At 70.9% G+C, this 15752-nt stretch carries 16 protein-coding genes; 10 read left to right on the top strand and 6 right to left on the bottom strand.

Annotation, left to right across the window (positions count from 1 at the left end):
- Positions 1 to 95: 95 nt before the first annotated feature.
- On the top strand, positions 96 to 1211 hold the full coding sequence (locus ACFE76_RS04825) for a dipeptidase (protein ID WP_375430608.1): 1116 nt from the start codon (positions 96 to 98) through the stop codon (positions 1209 to 1211).
- 399 nt (positions 1212 to 1610) lie between these two features.
- On the opposite strand, the gene ACFE76_RS04820 is transcribed toward ACFE76_RS04825, so the two are convergent.
- The gene (locus ACFE76_RS04820) at positions 1611 to 2777 is read right to left on the bottom strand and encodes an agmatinase family protein (protein WP_375430607.1); all 1167 of its coding nucleotides are present in this window, start codon (positions 2775 to 2777) and stop codon (positions 1611 to 1613) included.
- A gap of 619 nt (positions 2778 to 3396) precedes the next feature.
- Here ACFE76_RS04820 and ACFE76_RS04815 point away from each other — a divergent pair.
- From ACFE76_RS04815 to ACFE76_RS04800, 4 genes are all read left to right on the top strand, one after another.
- Positions 3397 to 3948 (top strand): amino acid permease, encoded by a 552-nt coding sequence (locus tag ACFE76_RS04815; RefSeq protein WP_375430606.1) that lies wholly within the window; start codon positions 3397 to 3399, stop codon positions 3946 to 3948.
- The gene (locus ACFE76_RS04810) at positions 3948 to 4229 is read left to right on the top strand and encodes a hypothetical protein (protein ID WP_375430605.1); all 282 of its coding nucleotides are present in this window, start codon (positions 3948 to 3950) and stop codon (positions 4227 to 4229) included. The genes ACFE76_RS04815 and ACFE76_RS04810 overlap by 1 nt, the downstream gene beginning before the upstream one ends.
- Positions 4187 to 4951 (top strand): amino acid permease, encoded by a 765-nt coding sequence (locus ACFE76_RS04805; protein ID WP_375430688.1) that lies wholly within the window; start codon positions 4187 to 4189, stop codon positions 4949 to 4951. The genes ACFE76_RS04810 and ACFE76_RS04805 overlap by 43 nt, the downstream gene beginning before the upstream one ends.
- A 414-nt stretch (positions 4952 to 5365) precedes the next feature.
- On the top strand, positions 5366 to 5509 hold the full coding sequence (locus ACFE76_RS04800) for a hypothetical protein (protein WP_375430604.1): 144 nt from the start codon (positions 5366 to 5368) through the stop codon (positions 5507 to 5509).
- Between the two features lie 24 nt (positions 5510 to 5533).
- On the opposite strand, the gene ACFE76_RS04795 is transcribed toward ACFE76_RS04800, so the two are convergent.
- From ACFE76_RS04795 to ACFE76_RS04785, 3 genes are read right to left on the bottom strand one after another with little or no spacing between them, the layout of a single operon-like run.
- Positions 5534 to 6571 carry an N-acetylglucosamine kinase gene (locus tag ACFE76_RS04795; protein WP_375430603.1) on the bottom strand — a complete coding sequence of 346 codons (1038 nt, stop codon included), beginning with the start codon at positions 6569 to 6571 and terminating at the stop codon, positions 5534 to 5536.
- Positions 6568 to 7869: a glycoside hydrolase gene (locus ACFE76_RS04790; protein ID WP_375430602.1), complete on the bottom strand. Its 1302-nt coding sequence runs from the start codon at positions 7867 to 7869 to the stop codon at positions 6568 to 6570. Before ACFE76_RS04790 ends, ACFE76_RS04795 begins: the two co-directional genes overlap by 4 nt.
- Positions 7870 to 7924: 55 nt before the next feature.
- The gene (locus tag ACFE76_RS04785) at positions 7925 to 8722 is read right to left on the bottom strand and encodes a hypothetical protein (RefSeq protein WP_375430601.1); all 798 of its coding nucleotides are present in this window, start codon (positions 8720 to 8722) and stop codon (positions 7925 to 7927) included.
- A 103-nt stretch (positions 8723 to 8825) separates the two neighbouring features.
- Here ACFE76_RS04785 and ACFE76_RS04780 point away from each other — a divergent pair, with 103 nt between their 5' ends.
- The gene (locus ACFE76_RS04780; RefSeq protein ID WP_375430600.1) at positions 8826 to 9545 is read left to right on the top strand and encodes a GntR family transcriptional regulator; all 720 of its coding nucleotides are present in this window, start codon (positions 8826 to 8828) and stop codon (positions 9543 to 9545) included.
- Here the strand turns inward: ACFE76_RS04780 and ACFE76_RS04775 are convergent.
- Together ACFE76_RS04775 and ACFE76_RS04770 are read right to left on the bottom strand one after the other, a co-directional pair.
- Positions 9514 to 10425: an ROK family protein gene (locus tag ACFE76_RS04775; protein ID WP_375430599.1), complete on the bottom strand. Its 912-nt coding sequence runs from the start codon at positions 10423 to 10425 to the stop codon at positions 9514 to 9516. The two genes, ACFE76_RS04780 and ACFE76_RS04775, sit on opposite strands and share 32 nt — an antisense overlap.
- Positions 10426 to 10441: 16 nt before the next feature.
- Positions 10442 to 11326: a hypothetical protein gene (locus ACFE76_RS04770; RefSeq protein WP_375430598.1), complete on the bottom strand. Its 885-nt coding sequence runs from the start codon at positions 11324 to 11326 to the stop codon at positions 10442 to 10444.
- A gap of 111 nt (positions 11327 to 11437) precedes the next feature.
- On the opposite strand from ACFE76_RS04770, the gene ACFE76_RS04765 reads away from it, so the two are divergent.
- The 4 genes from ACFE76_RS04765 (at position 11438) to ACFE76_RS04750 (ending at position 15737) form a co-directional block, all read left to right on the top strand.
- Positions 11438 to 12556, top strand: coding sequence for a Gfo/Idh/MocA family protein (locus ACFE76_RS04765; RefSeq protein ID WP_375430597.1), 1119 nt, complete (start codon positions 11438 to 11440; stop codon positions 12554 to 12556).
- A gap of 82 nt (positions 12557 to 12638) precedes the next feature.
- Positions 12639 to 14000 (top strand): ABC transporter substrate-binding protein, encoded by a 1362-nt coding sequence (locus ACFE76_RS04760; protein ID WP_375430596.1) that lies wholly within the window; start codon positions 12639 to 12641, stop codon positions 13998 to 14000.
- Positions 14001 to 14003: 3 nt separating this feature from the next.
- Positions 14004 to 14921, top strand: a complete 918-nt coding sequence (locus ACFE76_RS04755; RefSeq protein ID WP_375430595.1) for a carbohydrate ABC transporter permease — start codon at positions 14004 to 14006, stop codon at positions 14919 to 14921.
- On the top strand, positions 14922 to 15737 hold the full coding sequence (locus ACFE76_RS04750) for a carbohydrate ABC transporter permease (RefSeq protein ID WP_375430594.1): 816 nt from the start codon (positions 14922 to 14924) through the stop codon (positions 15735 to 15737).
- Positions 15738 to 15752: the final 15 nt, after the last annotated feature.

Genomic DNA, 15752 nt, shown 5'->3' with positions numbered 1-15752 from the left:
CGACGACGTCGACGGAGGGTTCGAGCGCGATCCGCGCCGGAGCGAAGCGGAGGCAAAGAATACGGATCGCGCGCCTGCGTCGAAAGGAGGAGACGGTGAACACGCTTTTCGTTCACCGACGACGACGTCGACGGAGGGTTCGAGCGCGATCCGCGCCGGAGCGAAGCGGAGGCAGAGGGTACAGCGAACGGCTCCATCAGCAGTCGTTCGTGTTCGACCTGCACACGCACGGCCCGCGCTTTGTCCCGCAGCCGTTCCGGACGCTGTGGCGGGCGCTCACCCCAGGGGCGCCGGCCGAGGTCGGGTTCGACGCGCTCCGCGCGGGTGGGGTGGACGCGGCGGTGGCGAAGGCGGTGGGCGACCCCATCGTGACCCGCTGGTACGTCGGCCAGAGCCCGTGGGACGCGGTCGAGCGGCAGCTCGCCCTCATCGAGCGCCAGGCCGCCGCGGCCGGTGCCGTCGTCGTCGACTCGGTCGCGGGCCTGACGGGCGCAAGGGCCCGGGAGGTGCCCGCGGTCCTGCTCGGGGTCGAGGGAGCCGACGCCCTCGGACACGAGGTCGACGGGGTGGACGCCTGGTACGAGCGGGGCGTCCGGGTGGTCGTGCTGGTCCACCTCGGCGACAACGCTCTGGGCACGACCTGCCTGCCGTGGCAGCGGTACGCGGGACCGCTCCCCGTCCGGCGCCGGACCACACCGGGACTCAGTGCCCTCGGCGTCCGGGCCGTCGAGCGGATGAACCAGCGCGGCGTCCTGGTCGACGTCGCTCACTGCGACCGCGCCACCTTGCTCGGCGTCGTCGAGGCCGCGACCGCTCCCGTCGTGTCCTCGCACACCGGCGCGCGCGCCCTGCAGGACTTTCCGCGCTACCTCACCGACGACGAGCTGCGGTCGATCGCCGCGACTGGCGGCGTCGTCGGTCTCTGGCCGTTCCGGACCCGACGTACCGGGGTCCACGACGTCGCCGACCTGATGGCGCACGCCCGGCACATCGCCACCAGCATCGGGCCCGACCACCTCGCCATCGGCACCGACATGAACGGCGTGCCCGGGGTGATGTCCGGGTACGGCGGCGAAGCCGACCTGCCGAGCGTGACCTGCGCGCTCCTCGACGTCGGCTTCGCGCCCTCCGAGGTCGCGGGCATCCTCGGCGGCAACGCCCTCCGGGTGCTGAAGAAGGTCGAAGACTGCGCCCACCGACCAGCGGGGTGACCCGTCTCATCGCGTGCCGATCGGTGGCTTCCGCGCTGATGATCTGCTGCGCAGATTCCCCATGACAGGCAGGTCTGACCCCGTACGGGCCTCGTACCACGGCATCGAGCGCCCGGTCGACGGCCCCGAGGGCCTCGACCCCGATCATCAGGTGACCGATGGGGCGGGGCGGGCCGGGGACAGCGGCGAGGGCGAGGGGTGGCCTGTCGAGGCGCAGCTGCCGCGCAGGTCGAAGCCCTCGCCCGCCCCCTGAAGCGATTCAGCTCGGGTCGAGACGCCCACCTCCCGGGCAAAGACCAGTCCGAGCATTCCCGGGTGTTGGGGACCGACATGCCGGGCTGGGAAGCCAGCTCTGATGCCTGGTTCACCACAGAGGGAGCCGACCGAACGGCCTGAGCGCTACTCGGGCTGCGGACCCCAGGCGTGCCGGTCACGGACGGCGGCCTTCTTGCCCAGGTGACCGGCACGGACCAGCGAGCCCAGGGAGTCCAGCACGATCCGCGAGCTGAGCAGCGCGGTCTGCTCCGCCCAGTCGTACGGCGGGGAGCACTCGACGATCTCAAGGCCGTCGAGGCCCTCGGCGGCGATCATCCGCACCATGTTCAACGCCTCGCGCGGCAGCAGGCCGCCGGGCTCGGGCCAGCCCGTCCCGGGCACGAACCCGGCGTCGATCACGTCGATGTCGAAGGAGAGATAGACCGCCTTCGCGTCCTTCCACGCTGTCTCCAGCGCGACCTCGACCACCTTTTCGATCCCCACCCGCTCGACGTCGCCGACGGTGATCACGGTGGTGCCGCGCTCCCGGCCGACCTTCACGCCCGCGCGGGGGCTCTGCCAGCCACCGATCCCGACCTGGACCAGGTTGGTCGCCGGGGCGTTCTTGAGGTTGGTCGCGTGGAACCACGGCGTGGTGTGCATCCGCTCGTCCAGGTCGGTCTCCTGGGTGTCGACGTGCCGGTCGAAGTGGATGATCCCGATGTTGCCGTCCACGTGCGGTGACAGGCCGCGGATCGTCGGGTAGCCGATGGAGTGGTCGCCGCCGAGGATGACGGGGAAGACCCCGCGGCTCGCGACGTGCGACATCGCCTGGCTGATCTGGTCGAACGACTTCTCCAGGCTGCCCGGGATGGTGAAGATGTCGCCGATGTCGACCATGTTCAGCTGCTCGCGCAGGTCGACGCCGAGCTCGTAGCAGTAGGTGCCGAACAGGTTGGTGGACCGCCTGATGCCGGTCGGTCCGAACCGCGTCCCTGGTCGGTACGTCGCCCCCGAGTCGAGCGGCGCGCCGAAGATCGCCACCTCCGCGTCGTCGATCTGGTTGACGTCCTCCATGAAGGGCGCGTTGAGGAAGGTGCCGCGCTCTCCCGCGAAGTGCGGCAGCTCGCCGCGGGAGAAGGTCGGGATGGTCTTGTCGACCAGGGTGGGCGAGCCTTGCAGCCCGAAGGCCAGGCCCCGTTCGATCTCTTCGTCGTGGCGGAAGAGCGAGATCCGCTCCTCGGCCTCCTGCGCCCACTTGCCCTCGCGCGAGGCGAAGGCGTCACTGTGGGAGTGCGGCTCTTGAGTCATGGCAACCTCTCGAGGCCGTCTTGTCCTGGACCGGTACGGCCACCCTCGTCGGTCGTGCCCTCGTGGCCTTCTGAGAATAGACAGGGCCCTGCCGCGGGTCACCAGGTGGGCCGGACCAGTTCGAGGTCGCACGGGCGCCTCACATCACGGCTTTGGACGTGCGTCGACACGAGATCGGGCGGACTCATCCGCGTAACGGAGCGGTCGATTCCTCTCGCCGCCTGTAACGCGGCTCCGCTCGGGCCGTAATCGGCTCTTGGTGGTCCTGTGCAGGACCTGTCACAGGTAGGGCGCGCCTAGGAGGGTGGTGTCGAACGGCGGCCGTAGCGAGCAGGTGCCCGGGTACGTGCCGGGCAAGCGCCGGAGGAGTCGGATAGCGGTGTTCTCTCCGCGACGACGGCAACGTAGCCCGGTGCGTGCCCGGGTGCCGCGCAGCAGGTCGGCGTTTGACCCCACCCGCCTAGGGTTCCGCCGGCTGCTTGCGACCGGGTCTGGACCGAGAGGGGCAAGCAGCGCCGTACTACGAGGTACGGACTGCTCCACGGCGGGACAAAAGCCCGGGAGGTCGATCTGTTGGTCCCCGTTCCCCCGGGGGCTCCGAGGACAGAAGGACCCGCCCATGGCCGTTGCCGAAGGAACACCACCGCTCGTCTCCCCCAGCCAGGAGATGGCCTCAGAGCTCAGCGAGTTCGGGTACGAGCAGGAGCTGCACCGCTCGATCGGCAGCTACGCCTCGTTCGCCGCCGGCTTCTCGTTCGTCTCGATCCTCACCACGGTCTTCCAGCTCTTCGGCTTTGGCTCCAGCTTTGCTGGTCCGTTCATGTTCTGTACCTGGCCGGCCGTCTTCCTCGGCCAGCTGATGGTGGCGCTCTGCTTCGCCGAGCTCGCCGCGCGGTACCCGCTCTCGGGCGCCATCTACCAGTGGGCCCGCCGGCTGGGCGGCCACATCGTGGGCTGGTTCGCCGGCTGGACCATGATCATCGCGCAGATCGTCACCGTGGCCGCCGCCGCGATCGCCATGCAGGCGGTGCTTCCCGCGATCTGGAGCGGCTTCCAGGTCGTCGGCGGTGACCCGTCGATCGCCACCCTGACCGGGGCCACCAACGCGATCCTGCTCGGTGTGGTCGTGCTGATCATCACCACCGTGATCAACTCCGTCGCGGTCCGGTGATGGCGATCGTCAACGCCGTCGGCGTCACCGCTGAGCTGATCGGGGTGGCGCTGCTGATCGTCGCCTTCTTCTCCACCTCGGTCCGCGGGCCCGGCATCGTCCTCGACACGAGCGGCGTCACCAGCGTTGGCTCGTTGCTCGCCGCCGGTCTGATGGGCGGGTACGTGCTGGTCGGCTTCGACTCCGCCGGCGAGCTGGCCGAGGAGACGCACGACCCGCGCCGCACCACCCCCGGACGATCCTGCGGGCCCTCGTCCTCTCCGGGATCGGCGGCGGCCTGATCCTGATCAGCGCCCTGATGGCCAGCCCCACGCTCGGCGACGACCTCTCCCGCGGCGGCCTGGCCTACGTGGTCACCAGCCGGCTCGGCGACGTGTGGGGACGGGTGTTCCTGGTCGACGTGGTGCTCGCTGCGTCGGTGTGCACGCTGGCCATCCAGACGGCGACGACCCGGATGATCTACTCGATGTCCCGCGACGAGGTGCTGCCTTTCTCACGCAAGCTGCGGACGGTGTCCAGACGGGGCGCCACCGTCGATGCCTCCGTCCTGGTCGGCGTCGGGGCGGCTGCCCTGCTGCTGATCAACCTCGGTCACGCCGGCGTCTTCACCGCCCTGACGAGCACCTGCATCGTGTTGCTCAACCTCGCCTACCTCTGCGTCACGGCCCCCATGCTCTACCGGCGGCTCACGGGCTGGCCCGCCGAGCTCGGGCCGCAGAACGACGAGACCGGGGTCCCCGTCTTCAGCCTCGGACGCTGGGGGCTGGCGGTGAACATCCTCGCCGTCGTCTGGGGCGTCGCCATGGCCGTCAACCTGGCGTGGCCCCGCCAAGAGGTCTTCGACCCCGAAGGCACCAGCCCGCTGCTGCAGTACTTCGCGCTCATCATCCTCGCCCTGACCATCGTCGGCGGGATCGTCGCCTTCCACGTCAAGAAGGGCGCCTACCGGGCGGCCATCGGGGTCAAGCCGCCGGACAGGGAACCGCGTGGCGCACCACGATGACAGGGTCAGCAACGACCGGTCTGGCAGGCGCCCGCGGTGCGCGTCCCGCACGTCGGTGAGCTGGGGCAGGAACAGGTTTCCCGCCCGTACGCTCGTCGTCGGCGCTTCTGGTCAGGCCCTGGTCGGCGCGATCGGGAGGTGCGCGCCGAAAGAGCTCGGCCAGGACGGTCAGCGGATCCCGGTCGTGGTGCGAACGCGGTCTCCCGCACCTCCACTGTGGGTGACCTCGCCACTCGGGTCGGCCGTCGCCGATGGTGCTGACGCTCGACCAACCGGTTGCATCCGCCGAGAACGTCCGGGACGAATCACGAACGTCTCTGGCCGAGTGGCACGGACAGCCTGGTCTGTCTGTGTCTGCTGGATCGTCACCCCTTTGGCGCCTCTGCGCGTCCCTCTGTCGAGGAGTCCTCCACGATGCGCACCTTCCCATCCACAGCAACAGTCTTGCTCGGCGGCACGCCGACCCCGACGGCCGGCCACCTCCGAGCCGCCCACGGGGTCCGGACCACCGGCGACGCCCACGGGGTCCGAGCCACCGTCGAGGCGCACGGCGGCTGAGCGAGTGCCTGACGCGGACACCGCTCAGGTGAGGAGGAACTCCGCCGGGAACTCAAAGCCTGTGAGCCGGGCCAGCGCGTCGGGCCGCAGTCCCGCCGGGCTCTCGGCCAAGGCCTCCGCGACGGCTCCGACCACCGGCGAGCGAGGCGTCAGGACCACCCGGCAGGCCCTGATCCGCTCGAGGAGCGCTGTCGTCGTGGCGTTGCGGAGCGCCGGGTTGGCGCTGCTCAACACCGATCCGCCGAGGACGACCGGGACCTCCTCGGCACCAAAGCCCACGCGCCGGGCCGCAGCCTCGGCGTAGTCGGCCAGCCCGCGTGCCTGCTCGGTGACGATGGTCGCGGCCACGTCGTCGCCGTCACGAGCGGCGTCGAGGACAGCACGCGCCAAAGCGGCGTGCCGGACCGGTGCGGTGCCGCGGCCGGTGGTGCCGACGAGCAGGGCTTCGACGTCGCGGTAGCCGTGCTCGGCGAGCAGGGCGTCGGTCAGCGTGGTCGACGGACCGATGCCGAGGTCGGCCCGGACCACCGCCGCGTACGCCTCGGCCCCCAGGCTCGTGCCGCCGGCGCCGTCGACGATCCAGAACGACGCACTCCATTCCGTGCCCGTCGGGCCGCGGGCCACCACGGCGCCACCGGTCCCGACCGAGACCGCGACGCCACGGCCGTCGGGGTTCCCGGCCCGGAGCAGGGCGAAGCCGTCGTTGTGCAGGCTGAACCGGCCGAGGCCAGGCATCGTGCGGGCCAGCTCGGCGCGCCAGAAGGCGAGGTCGTCGTCCCAGTCGATCCCGGCCAGGCAGAACGCGGCGTTGGTCAGCACCGACGGGGTCAGGGGCGCACCGTCGGACAAGTCCTCGCAGCGGGCTCCGGCCATGGCCAGGGCCCGCCCGACCGCGGCCAGCACCTCGACGACCGCCCCCGGCTCGGCGCCGACCCCGTAGATGTCGCCGCAGCCGGCCCGACCGTACCCCAGTACCTCACCGGTCGCGTTGGCGACGACGGCGACGGTCTTGCTGTTGCCCGCGTCGACGCCGAGCACGACCGGCGGCCGGCCCGGGTTCACCGCAGGAGCCGCTCGGGCAGGTAGTCGCGGTTGGCGTAGGCCAGCTCGTCGTAGAGCTCCTCGGCGACGTGGAGGTTCCCGACGAACGGGTGCGCGACCAGAGCCCGGACGGCGTCAGCCCGGGTCCCGCCCCAGGCCGCCTCGGCGGCGAGCCGCTGGAACTCGGCCAGCGTCTGCGTGATCCCGCGGACGGCGTGCGGCAGCGGCTGCTGTGGGACCGGGTGTGCCCCGGTGGCGTCCACGTCGCACCAGACCTCGACGACGGTGTCGGCGTCGAAGCCGGGTAGGGCCTGGTCCACGTTCGGCAGGTTGACGGGCAGCCGGTTGCTCTCGTCGTTGTAGTAGGCCGCCATCACGTCGATGGCCAGCTCGAGCTCGTGGATGCCGCCCCGGGACCGGGTCGGGTCGAGCTCGGGCGCCGGCTGCTCGGCCTGCTCGGCGTAGTGCTGCCAGTAGCCCGGCAGCGCGTCGAGCAGGACGCCGGCCCGAGTGAGCCGGCGGGACTGGGCTTCGCGGAAGTACTCCGCGCCGAAGTAGTAGTAGCGGAAGTAGTCCGCCGGGACCGACCCCGTCGCCACGGCCAGGTGCAGCATCCTCTTGTCCCACACCGGCACGGTCGGGTCGTCGGCGATCCGCTCGTAGCCCGCCGCCAGGTGCGGCAGCAGGTCCTCGCCGTCGTAGGTGTGCACGGTCGACCAGCAGTTGTGGTTGACCCCCGCCATCAGCACCTCGGCCCGGTCGGGATCCAGCCCGGCCGTCCGCAGCACCGGCTGCCAGAAGGTCATCGGGCCCTCGCACATCGACAGGATGAGCCGGTCGCTGTGCAGGGTGACCGCCTGGGAGACGATGTTGACCGGGTTCGTGTAGTTGAAGATCACCGCGTTCGGGGCGACGGCGTCGAGGTCGGCCAGGATCGACTGCATGGCGACGATCGAGCGGAACGACATCATCATCCCGCCGGGTCCCTGGGTCTCCTGACCGATCACGCCGTGCCGCATCGGGATCAGCTCGTCCTGCAGCCGCATGTCGAAGCCGCCGGGACGATAGCTGGAGAGCACGGCGTCAACACCGGTGAGCCCGGCCCGCTGGTCGGTGGTGGCCTCGATCGTGATGTCGAGGCCCCGGGCCGTCACCATCTTGCGGGCGATGGTCGCGACGAGCTCGAGGGTGTCGGCGCGCTGGTCGATCAGCACGACGTGTGAACCGTCGAACTCACTACCGTGCGCCAGGAGCGACGCCATCGTGCCGGCCGCGCGCGACGAGCCGCCGCCGACGTAGGCGAGGGTGATTCGAGCCATGAGTGGCCTCTCTGGTTGGTCGGGTCGGTGGATTCAGGGGTGGGCCGCGGCTCGATCAACGAAGAGCAGCGACGAACAGCTGCGGGGAGCGGCAGTCGGCGAGCACGGTGGCCGGCCAGTCCGGCTCGTAGGTCGACGCCCGGGTCAGCCGGTCGGCGGCCCGCTGCTTGTCGGTCCCGTGCACGACCATCAACACCGCCTTGGACTGCTCCCGGATCGTCGCGACGCCGACGGTCACCCCGTGCGACGGGACGGCGTCGAGGTCGCCGCCGAAGCTGGGGAAGGTCGCCAGGTTGTCGCGCCGGGTCGACTCGGGCAGCTCGACCATCCGGGTCCGGGCGGTCGGCGCGGTGCCGGGCGGGTTGAAGGCGATGTGGCCGTCGCTGGCCCCGCTGGCCAGCAGGAACAGGTCGATGCCGCCCGCCGCCTCGATCAGGCCGTCGTACGCCGCCGGATCGGCCGGGTCGGGTACCCACAGCGAGGTCGGGGGGACGAGGCGTTGCGGATCGATGCCGCCGTCGATGAGCGCGGTGTTGATCCGGCCGACGATCTCCCGCGCGCCGAAACGACGGCAGGAGTGCGGCAGCGCCGGGTCGACCGGCGTCCACCCCCCCGCCGGGTCCCGCTCGACGTACTCGTCCATCATCACGACCCGGAGACCGCGGAGGTCGACCCGCGCGGCGGCGGCGCGCTCGGCCAGGTGCGCGTAGGTGCTCTGGAGGCTCCGACCTCCGGGGCAGCCCAGGAGGAAGGGGGCGCCGGCCGGCTGCTGCGCCAGCAACCCGAGCACCAGGTCCGCCGCGGCCGCTCCCAGGTCGTCCACGTCGGCAAACACCTGCACGGGTACCGGCACGAGTGCACGGTACCAGTTGGACCAGGAGCGCCGACAGCAACGTCGTGAGCCGCTGCGGTCCGGCAGGTCGGCAACCAGTCGACCCAACTGGTATTTTCAGCGCGTGACCCTGGTCCAAGCGCGCGACGTCGCCTACCAGACCCTGTCGGAGCTGCTCGAGCGCGGCGTGTACCCGCCCGGGTCCCGACTGCCCGGTGAGCGTGCCCTCGCGGACGAGGTCAAGGTGAGCCGCTCGACCCTCCGACTGGCCCTGATCCGGCTCGCCGACGACGGCCGATTGGTGGCCTCAGCCCAGCGCGGCTGGTTCGTGCCCCAGCGGATGATCGGCGAACCGCCGAGCCGGTTGCTCTCCTTCACCGAGCTGGCCCGCAGCCGCGGACTGACCGCCACCGCGCGTGTCCTCTCCTGCTCCGTCCGGCCGGCGACCTTCGCCGAGGCGGCCGACCTGCAGGTGGCGGCCGCCTCGTCGCTGGTCGAGCTCGTCCGGCTGCGAGGGATGGACGACGTCCCCATCACCGTCGAGACCGCGGTGCTGCCGCAACGCCGGGTCGAGTGGCTGACGTCGGAGGACCTGAACGACCAGTCGCTCTACGACCGGCTCGCCCAGCACGGCGTCCAGGTGCACCGCTCGACCTACACCGTGCAGGCCACCAACGCCGGCGAGCGCGAGGCGCAGCTGCTGGAGCTGCCCGTCGGAGCCCCGGTCCTGCTCGCCCGCGACATCACCTACACCGTCGACCACACGCCGGTGATCATCACCGTCAACCGCTACCGGGGCGACGCGTACCAGTTCACGGCTGACCTGTTCCGGAGCCTGGGCTAGCCGCTTCCACTCCCAGCCGACCCGACCACCCGGCCGCGGCCGCAGCCCCGATCAGCGGTCCGTCGGCCCCCAGCTCGGCGACCACCAGAGGTACGGGCGACCCGAGCTCCTGCCACGCGTCCCGCAGGGCGCGGACGGCCCGGGTGTCGGCCGACCCGAGCCCGCCGCCCAGCACGACCAGCGCGGGGTCGAGGAGGTGGACGAGGTCGGCAAGGCCGTGGGCCAGGGCGTAGCCGGCGGAGTCGGCGACCTCGATCGCCACCGGATCACCCGCACCGGCCCGCGCCAGCACCTCCCGGGCGTCGGCCACCACCGCCCCGGTGCGCTCGGCGTACCGCCGGGCGATGCCGGCTCCGGCGGCGTAGGCCTCGAGCGAGCCGGCCTCCTGAGCAACCCGCGCCCGCAGCTCACCCAGCGCGATCGCCCGCCCACGGTGTCCGGGCCAGCTCGCTCCGCCGACCAGCAGCGCGCTGGACAGTCCGGTGCCCCAGGAGACGAACGCTGCCGAGCTCACGTGCCGTACAGCGCCATATCGGTGCTCGGCCAGCAGTCCGCAACGCACGTCGGACTCGACCACGACGTGCGCCGCCGGCCACAGGGTTCTCAGCCACTCCGCCGGCTGCTCGTCCCAGGCCAGCACCTCGTGGCTGGTCAGCCGGCCCTCGTGCACGTACTCACACACCCCGACCCCGACCTGCTCGACCGGTCCGTCCGCTCGTCGGCCGAGCTCGGCGGCCAACGCCCGCAGGGTCGACGAGCCGGGATCCGCGGCGCCGACCGGCCCTGGCGTCGGTCGCACGATCCGCTCCAGCACCCCGTGGCCGTCGAGCAGGGCGCCGACGATCTTGGTGCCGCCGACGTCGAAGGCGGCCGTCAGCACGGGCTCCTCGTACCGGTCACGGCTGCCACCCGTCCGGCACGTGTCCGCTGCCCTGGAGGTAGGTGGCGGGCTGGGCCGAGCGGACCAGCGTCCGCAGCTCGTGGCCCGCCGGCACGAAACAGGCGTCGCCCGCTCCGAGGCAGAAGGGCGTGTACGCCGGCTCGGGCCCGTCCAGGCAGCGCGCGTCGACCCAGAGCTCGCCCTCGATGACCCGGACCACCGTCTCCTCGACCACGCGCCGGAAGGTGTCGACCGTTCCCGGCTGCACCGTCCCCCGGGTGACGGTGAGGTGCTCGGTGTCCAGCAGGGTGGCCACCAGGTGGGTGGGCGCGTCGTCGCGGAAGGACAGCAGCGCGTCCTCGAGGCGCAGCGGGACCAGCCGACGGGACGCCTGCTGCTCGGCCCGGGCCGCGGGCCAGCGCCGGGTCCAGCGGTCGTCGGCGGTCCGGACGTCGCTGAGCAGCGGTTTGGTCCGGCCGTACGTCGAGGCGGTGCCACGGGAGGGCGGCGGGGCCATGAACTCGACCACCCGGGTGGTCTCGGCGCCCAGGCTGTAGCCGTGGTGCCAGGTGTCACGGCCGAAGGCGAAGCCCGATCCGGCCGCGGCGACTCCGGTCTCCCCGGTCTCGGGGTCGGTCAGTACGAGCGTGCCGGCCACCACGAGGTAGGCGACGTCCGCGGCGAACAGGGTGGGGTTGTCCGCGGTGTGCCGGAACCAGCCACCGGGGGCGAGCTCGAACTCCAGCACGTGCAGCTGGTCGCTGGAGGAGACCACCCGGTCCGTGACGTAGCCGCCCTCCGCATCGCCCCAGACGTGGTGCGCGGACTCGCTCCGGCGGATGACCCGGGGCGCGTCGAACTGGGGTCGCGGCGTCGGTCGACGGGCCGAGGAAGAAGTCATGTCCATAATCTGGCATAACTGGTCTGATGGCGATAGGTTTCCGGTACTACGAGGCGCTGCTCGGCCCCCCACGACTCCCGCTCTCGCCGTTTCGACCTCCTGAGGAGCTTCGTGCCCGAACCGGTCTCTGTCGGCATCATCGGCTGCGGCAGTGTGATGCAGCACGCCTACATGCCGCTGCTGGTGAACGAGGTCGCACGCGGGACGGCCCTGGCGCCGAAGGTGTGCGACATCCGCGCCGACCGGCTGGCCGAGGTCCAGGAGCACTTCCGGGTGCGCGGGGCCACCCAAGACCCGGAGGAGATCATCAGCGACGACTCGATCGACGTCGTCGTGGTGCTGACCTCGATGCCCGAGCACGGCGGTCTGGCCGAGCGGGCTCTGCGCGCCGGCCGGCACGTGCTGGTCGAGAAGCCGATGTCGACCGACCTCGACGAAGCGGCCCGGCTGGTCGAGCTCGACCGCACCGGGGACGCCCACCTGCTGGTCGCTCCGCACGTGCTGCTCAGTCCGGACTACCAGTCGATGGCCCGCCGGATCCGCGCCGGCACCATCGGCCGGCCGCTGCTCGCCCGCGCCCGCTACGGCTGGAACGGTCCGGACTGGGGTCAGTGGTTCTACGGGCCCGGCGGCGGTCCGTTGTTCGACCTCGGCGTCTACAACGTGACCACGCTGACCGGGCTGCTCGGCCCGTGCCGCTCGGTGACGGCGATGACGTCGCTGAGCCGCCCGACCCGGGTGGTCGACGGTGTGGAGATCGTGGTCCAGACCGACGACACCTTCCAGCTGATCATGCAGCTCGGTGACAGCGGTACGCTCGCCACCGTCACCACCGCTTTCGGCATGCAGCAGTACCTCAGCCCGGCGGTCGAGATCTACGGTCTGGACGGCACGATGCAGATGCTCGGCGACGACTGGGCCCCTGACGGCCTGCAGATCTGGCAGAACTCCGTCGGCGCGTGGCAGACCTACCACAGCAAGTCCCGCTACTGGCCGTGGACCGACGGTCTGCGGCACCTGATCGACTGTGTCCGCCGGGGAGAGCGGCCCTACACCCGGCCCGAACACGCGTTCCACGTGCTGGAGATCATGCTGGCGGCTGCGGAAGCGGCTCGGACGGGCACGACCCAGGCCGTGCACAGCACGTTCGTGCCGCCCGAGCCGATGCCCGAGCACGCCGGCGGCGCCCAGCACCTCATCCACGACCGCGTCCACGAGGACGCCCAGTGACCCCACCGGGTCCGACCTCTCAGGTCGGCCACCCCGGTTGTTCTGCCCGCCGCTGTTGTCTCACCCGCCTTGAGGAGCGCACATGTTGACCGACCGCCGCAGGTTCTTGGGGATCGCCGCCGGAGCGGCGGTGCTCCCGGTCGTGGGCTGCGCTCCGGGCGCGTCCACGCCACCCCCGTCGGCGCCGTCGGGCTCGGTGACCACCGGCCCCGACGCGATCGCCCCAGCGACGATCACGGTGATGGACACCTGGACCGACAAGACCTCCCTGCAGTCGCAGTGGGTGGAGGCGGTGAACAAGGCCTTCATGGCCAAGTACCCCAAGATCACCGTCAAGCGGAACAGCGCCACGTTCGACGACATCAACAAGACGCTCAAGCTCAAGCTCTCCGACGCGAACCCGCCCGACGTCGTCCCGGCCAACAACGGCTGGCAGGGCGTCGGCACGTTCGCCAAGGCCGGGCTGATCCGCAACCTCGACGACTACGCGGCGGCCTACGGCTGGACCGCCCGCATCCCGGCGACCATCGCCAAGCAGCACCAGGTCTCCGCCGACGGCAGCAAGATCGGCACGGGGTCGTTCTACGGGATCGGGATCGCCCAGGGCGGCTTCATCACCGTCTACTACAACCGGAGCAAGCTGGAAAAGCTCGGCCTGGGTGTGCCGACCAGCATCGACGAGTTCAACCAGGCGTTGCTGACGGCCAAGACGGCCGGCGAGATCCCGATGATGATCGGGACCCAGGACCAGTGGCTGAGCACCACCACGCTGTTCGCACTGATGAACGTCTACGCCGCCTCGGGCAAGATCGCCGACTTCGTCTACGGCACGGGCGGGACGGCCGCCGACACGGGCATGTTGGAGGCCGCGACCACCTATCAGCAGTGGGCCAATCAGAAGTACCTGCCGGACAACTTCGCGGGCACCCCCGGATCGGACTCCGGGCAGGCGTTCGTCGACGGGAAGGGCCTCTTCTACTTCTACTACAGCGATTCGCTGCCGTTCAAGACCAAGGCCGTCGCCGACCGCTACGGCACGTTCCTGCTCCCCTCCGAGGGTTCGCTGCAGGCCACCGGGGCGAGCAACCAGAACTTCTCGATCGCGACCCGGAGCAAGGCGCCGGACGCCGCCGCGGCGTACCTCGACTTCGCCTCGAGCGAGGCGGCCGGCACCATCGCGCTGACGACGGGCGTGATGCCCTTCAACGGCCCCTTCACCGCTCCGAGCGAGGCCGGACCGCTGCTCAAGGACGAGGTCGGAGAGCTGAACGCGGTCCAGCAGACCGACGGCTTCGTGCCCTACTTCGACTGGGCCTCCCCCACCATGCTCGACACGCTGGGGGCTCAGACCCAGCTGCTGCTCGCCGGCCGGATCACCCCCGACAAGCTCGTCGAGGCGTGCCAGAAGGACTACGACGCTTTCAAGAAGACCCAGGGCAGCTGAGCCGTGGCGCGCACGGACACCGTGGTCAGGCCGACGGCGACGACGGGGCCCCCACCCCGTCGTCGCCGTCGGTCCTGGGTCGGGTGGCTCTACGTCGCCCCGGCCTTGGCTCTCTACGGCTTCGTCGTGCTCGTGCCCTCCCTGCAGAGCATCAACTACTCGCTCTACCGCTGGGACGGAGTGACCGCCGCCGTCTTCGTCGGCGCCCAGAACTACCTGGCGTTCTTTACCGACCCCGAGCTGGTGGAGAGCATCGGCCACATCGGCGTGCTGGTGATGTTCTACGCCGTTTTCCCGATCGTCCTCGGCCTGTTCAGCGCCGCGCTGCTGTCGCGCTACCGCCGGCCGGGGTACGCCTTTTTCCGCTGGGTGATCTTCCTGCCCCAGGTGCTGACGTCGGTGGTCGTCGCCGTGCTGTGGAAGCAGCTCTACGGACCGGACGGCCCGATCAACCACTCGTTGGCGGCCGTCGGGCTCGGTGCGCTCACCCGGGACTGGCTCGGTGACTTCAGCCTGGCCCTGCCGGCCCTGGGGCTGATCGGCACCTGGACGACGTTCGGCCTGTGCATGGTGCTGTTCGTCTCAGGCTCCGCGTCGATCTCCACCAGCCTGTACGACGCGGCCCGGGTCGACGGGGCTGGTGCGGTGCGGGAGTTCTTCGCCGTCACGCTGCCGGGGCTCCGGCCGCAGGTCGCGGTCGCCCTGACCCTCACCGTGACGGGGGCGCTCCGGACCTTCGACCTGGTCTGGCTGACGACCCGAGGCGGCCCCGGCACGTCGACGATCACCCCGTCGTTCCTGCTGTACACCAAGGCGTTCGCGGTCGGCGACGTCGGCGCCGCGGCGGCCATCGGGGTCGTGCTGGCCCTCACCTGCCTGCTGGTGGCCCTGGTGATCGTCCGGCTGCTGGAGGACAGCTGAATGGCGGGCGGGCGGCTCGAACGGGTGGTCTCCTACGCCGTCTTGATCATCTTCTCCCTGGCCGTGCTGCTGCCGGTCGGCTGGCTGCTGCTGGCCGCCACCAGTCCGCTCGCCAACGCTGGCGTGGATCTCGGCGGCATCCGGCTCGCGAACTTCGCCGACGCCTGGGTCCAGGCCGACTTCGGCCAGCACCTGATCAACAGCCTGACGATCTGCGTCGGCGCCGTCTCGCTCACGTCGGTGCTGTCGATCTTGGCCGGGTACGGCCTGACGATCCTGAGGATGCCGGGCAGCAAGATCATCTTCCCGATCGTGCTGGCGGGCATCATGATCCCGCTCGAAGGCATCCTCGTGCCGCTCTACTACAACTTCCGGGCCGTCGGCCTGACGTCGAGCCTGCCCGGGCTGATGCTCGCCCACGCCGGGCTCGGGGTCTCCTTCGGTGTGTTCTGGATCCGCGCGACGCTGCTGGCGATCCCGCCGGAGCTGATCGAGTCGGCCCAGCTCGACGGCGCCGGCCGGCTGCGGGTGCTGGTCTCGATCGTGCTGCCGGTGGTGCAGCCCGCCTTGGTGACGATGATCTTGTTGCTGTTCATGTGGACCTGGAACGACTACTTCCTGGCCTTCGTGATGATCAACGACGAGTCGCGGATGCCGGTCACGGTGGCGCTCGGGTCGTTCTCGACCCGGTACACCCAACAGCTCAACCTGATGGCCGCAGCCGCCGTGCTCGTCGCGCTGCCGGTGCTCGTCCTGTACCTGTTCTTCCAGCGCCAGTTCATCCAGGGCGTCATGTCCGGGGCCCTCAAGGGCTGAGCACGGGGACGTGGT

The sequence above is a fragment of the uncultured Friedmanniella sp. genome (assembly GCF_964244005.1).
In the GTDB taxonomy this organism is placed as follows: Bacteria; Actinomycetota; Actinomycetes; order Propionibacteriales; family Propionibacteriaceae; genus Microlunatus.
The sequence above is the reverse complement of the archived record's forward strand: the minus strand, read 5'-3'. Positions and strand labels throughout refer to the sequence as shown.

Excerpts from the sequence above, each read along its gene's own strand:
- ACFE76_RS04820 (WP_375430607.1), bottom strand. The coding sequence starts at position 2,777 with ATGACTCAAGAGCCGCACTCCCACAGTGACGCCTTCGCCTCGCGCGAG.
- ACFE76_RS04815 (WP_375430606.1), top strand. The coding sequence starts at position 3,397 with ATGGCCGTTGCCGAAGGAACACCACCGCTCGTCTCCCCCAGCCAGGAG.
- ACFE76_RS04810 (WP_375430605.1), top strand. The coding sequence starts at position 3,948 with ATGGCGATCGTCAACGCCGTCGGCGTCACCGCTGAGCTGATCGGGGTG.
- ACFE76_RS04800 (WP_375430604.1), top strand. The coding sequence starts at position 5,366 with ATGCGCACCTTCCCATCCACAGCAACAGTCTTGCTCGGCGGCACGCCG.
- ACFE76_RS04790 (WP_375430602.1), bottom strand. The coding sequence starts at position 7,869 with ATGGCTCGAATCACCCTCGCCTACGTCGGCGGCGGCTCGTCGCGCGCG.
- ACFE76_RS04770 (WP_375430598.1), bottom strand. The coding sequence starts at position 11,326 with ATGACTTCTTCCTCGGCCCGTCGACCGACGCCGCGACCCCAGTTCGAC.
- ACFE76_RS04760 (WP_375430596.1), top strand. The coding sequence starts at position 12,639 with ATGTTGACCGACCGCCGCAGGTTCTTGGGGATCGCCGCCGGAGCGGCG.
- ACFE76_RS04750 (WP_375430594.1), top strand. The coding sequence starts at position 14,922 with ATGGCGGGCGGGCGGCTCGAACGGGTGGTCTCCTACGCCGTCTTGATC.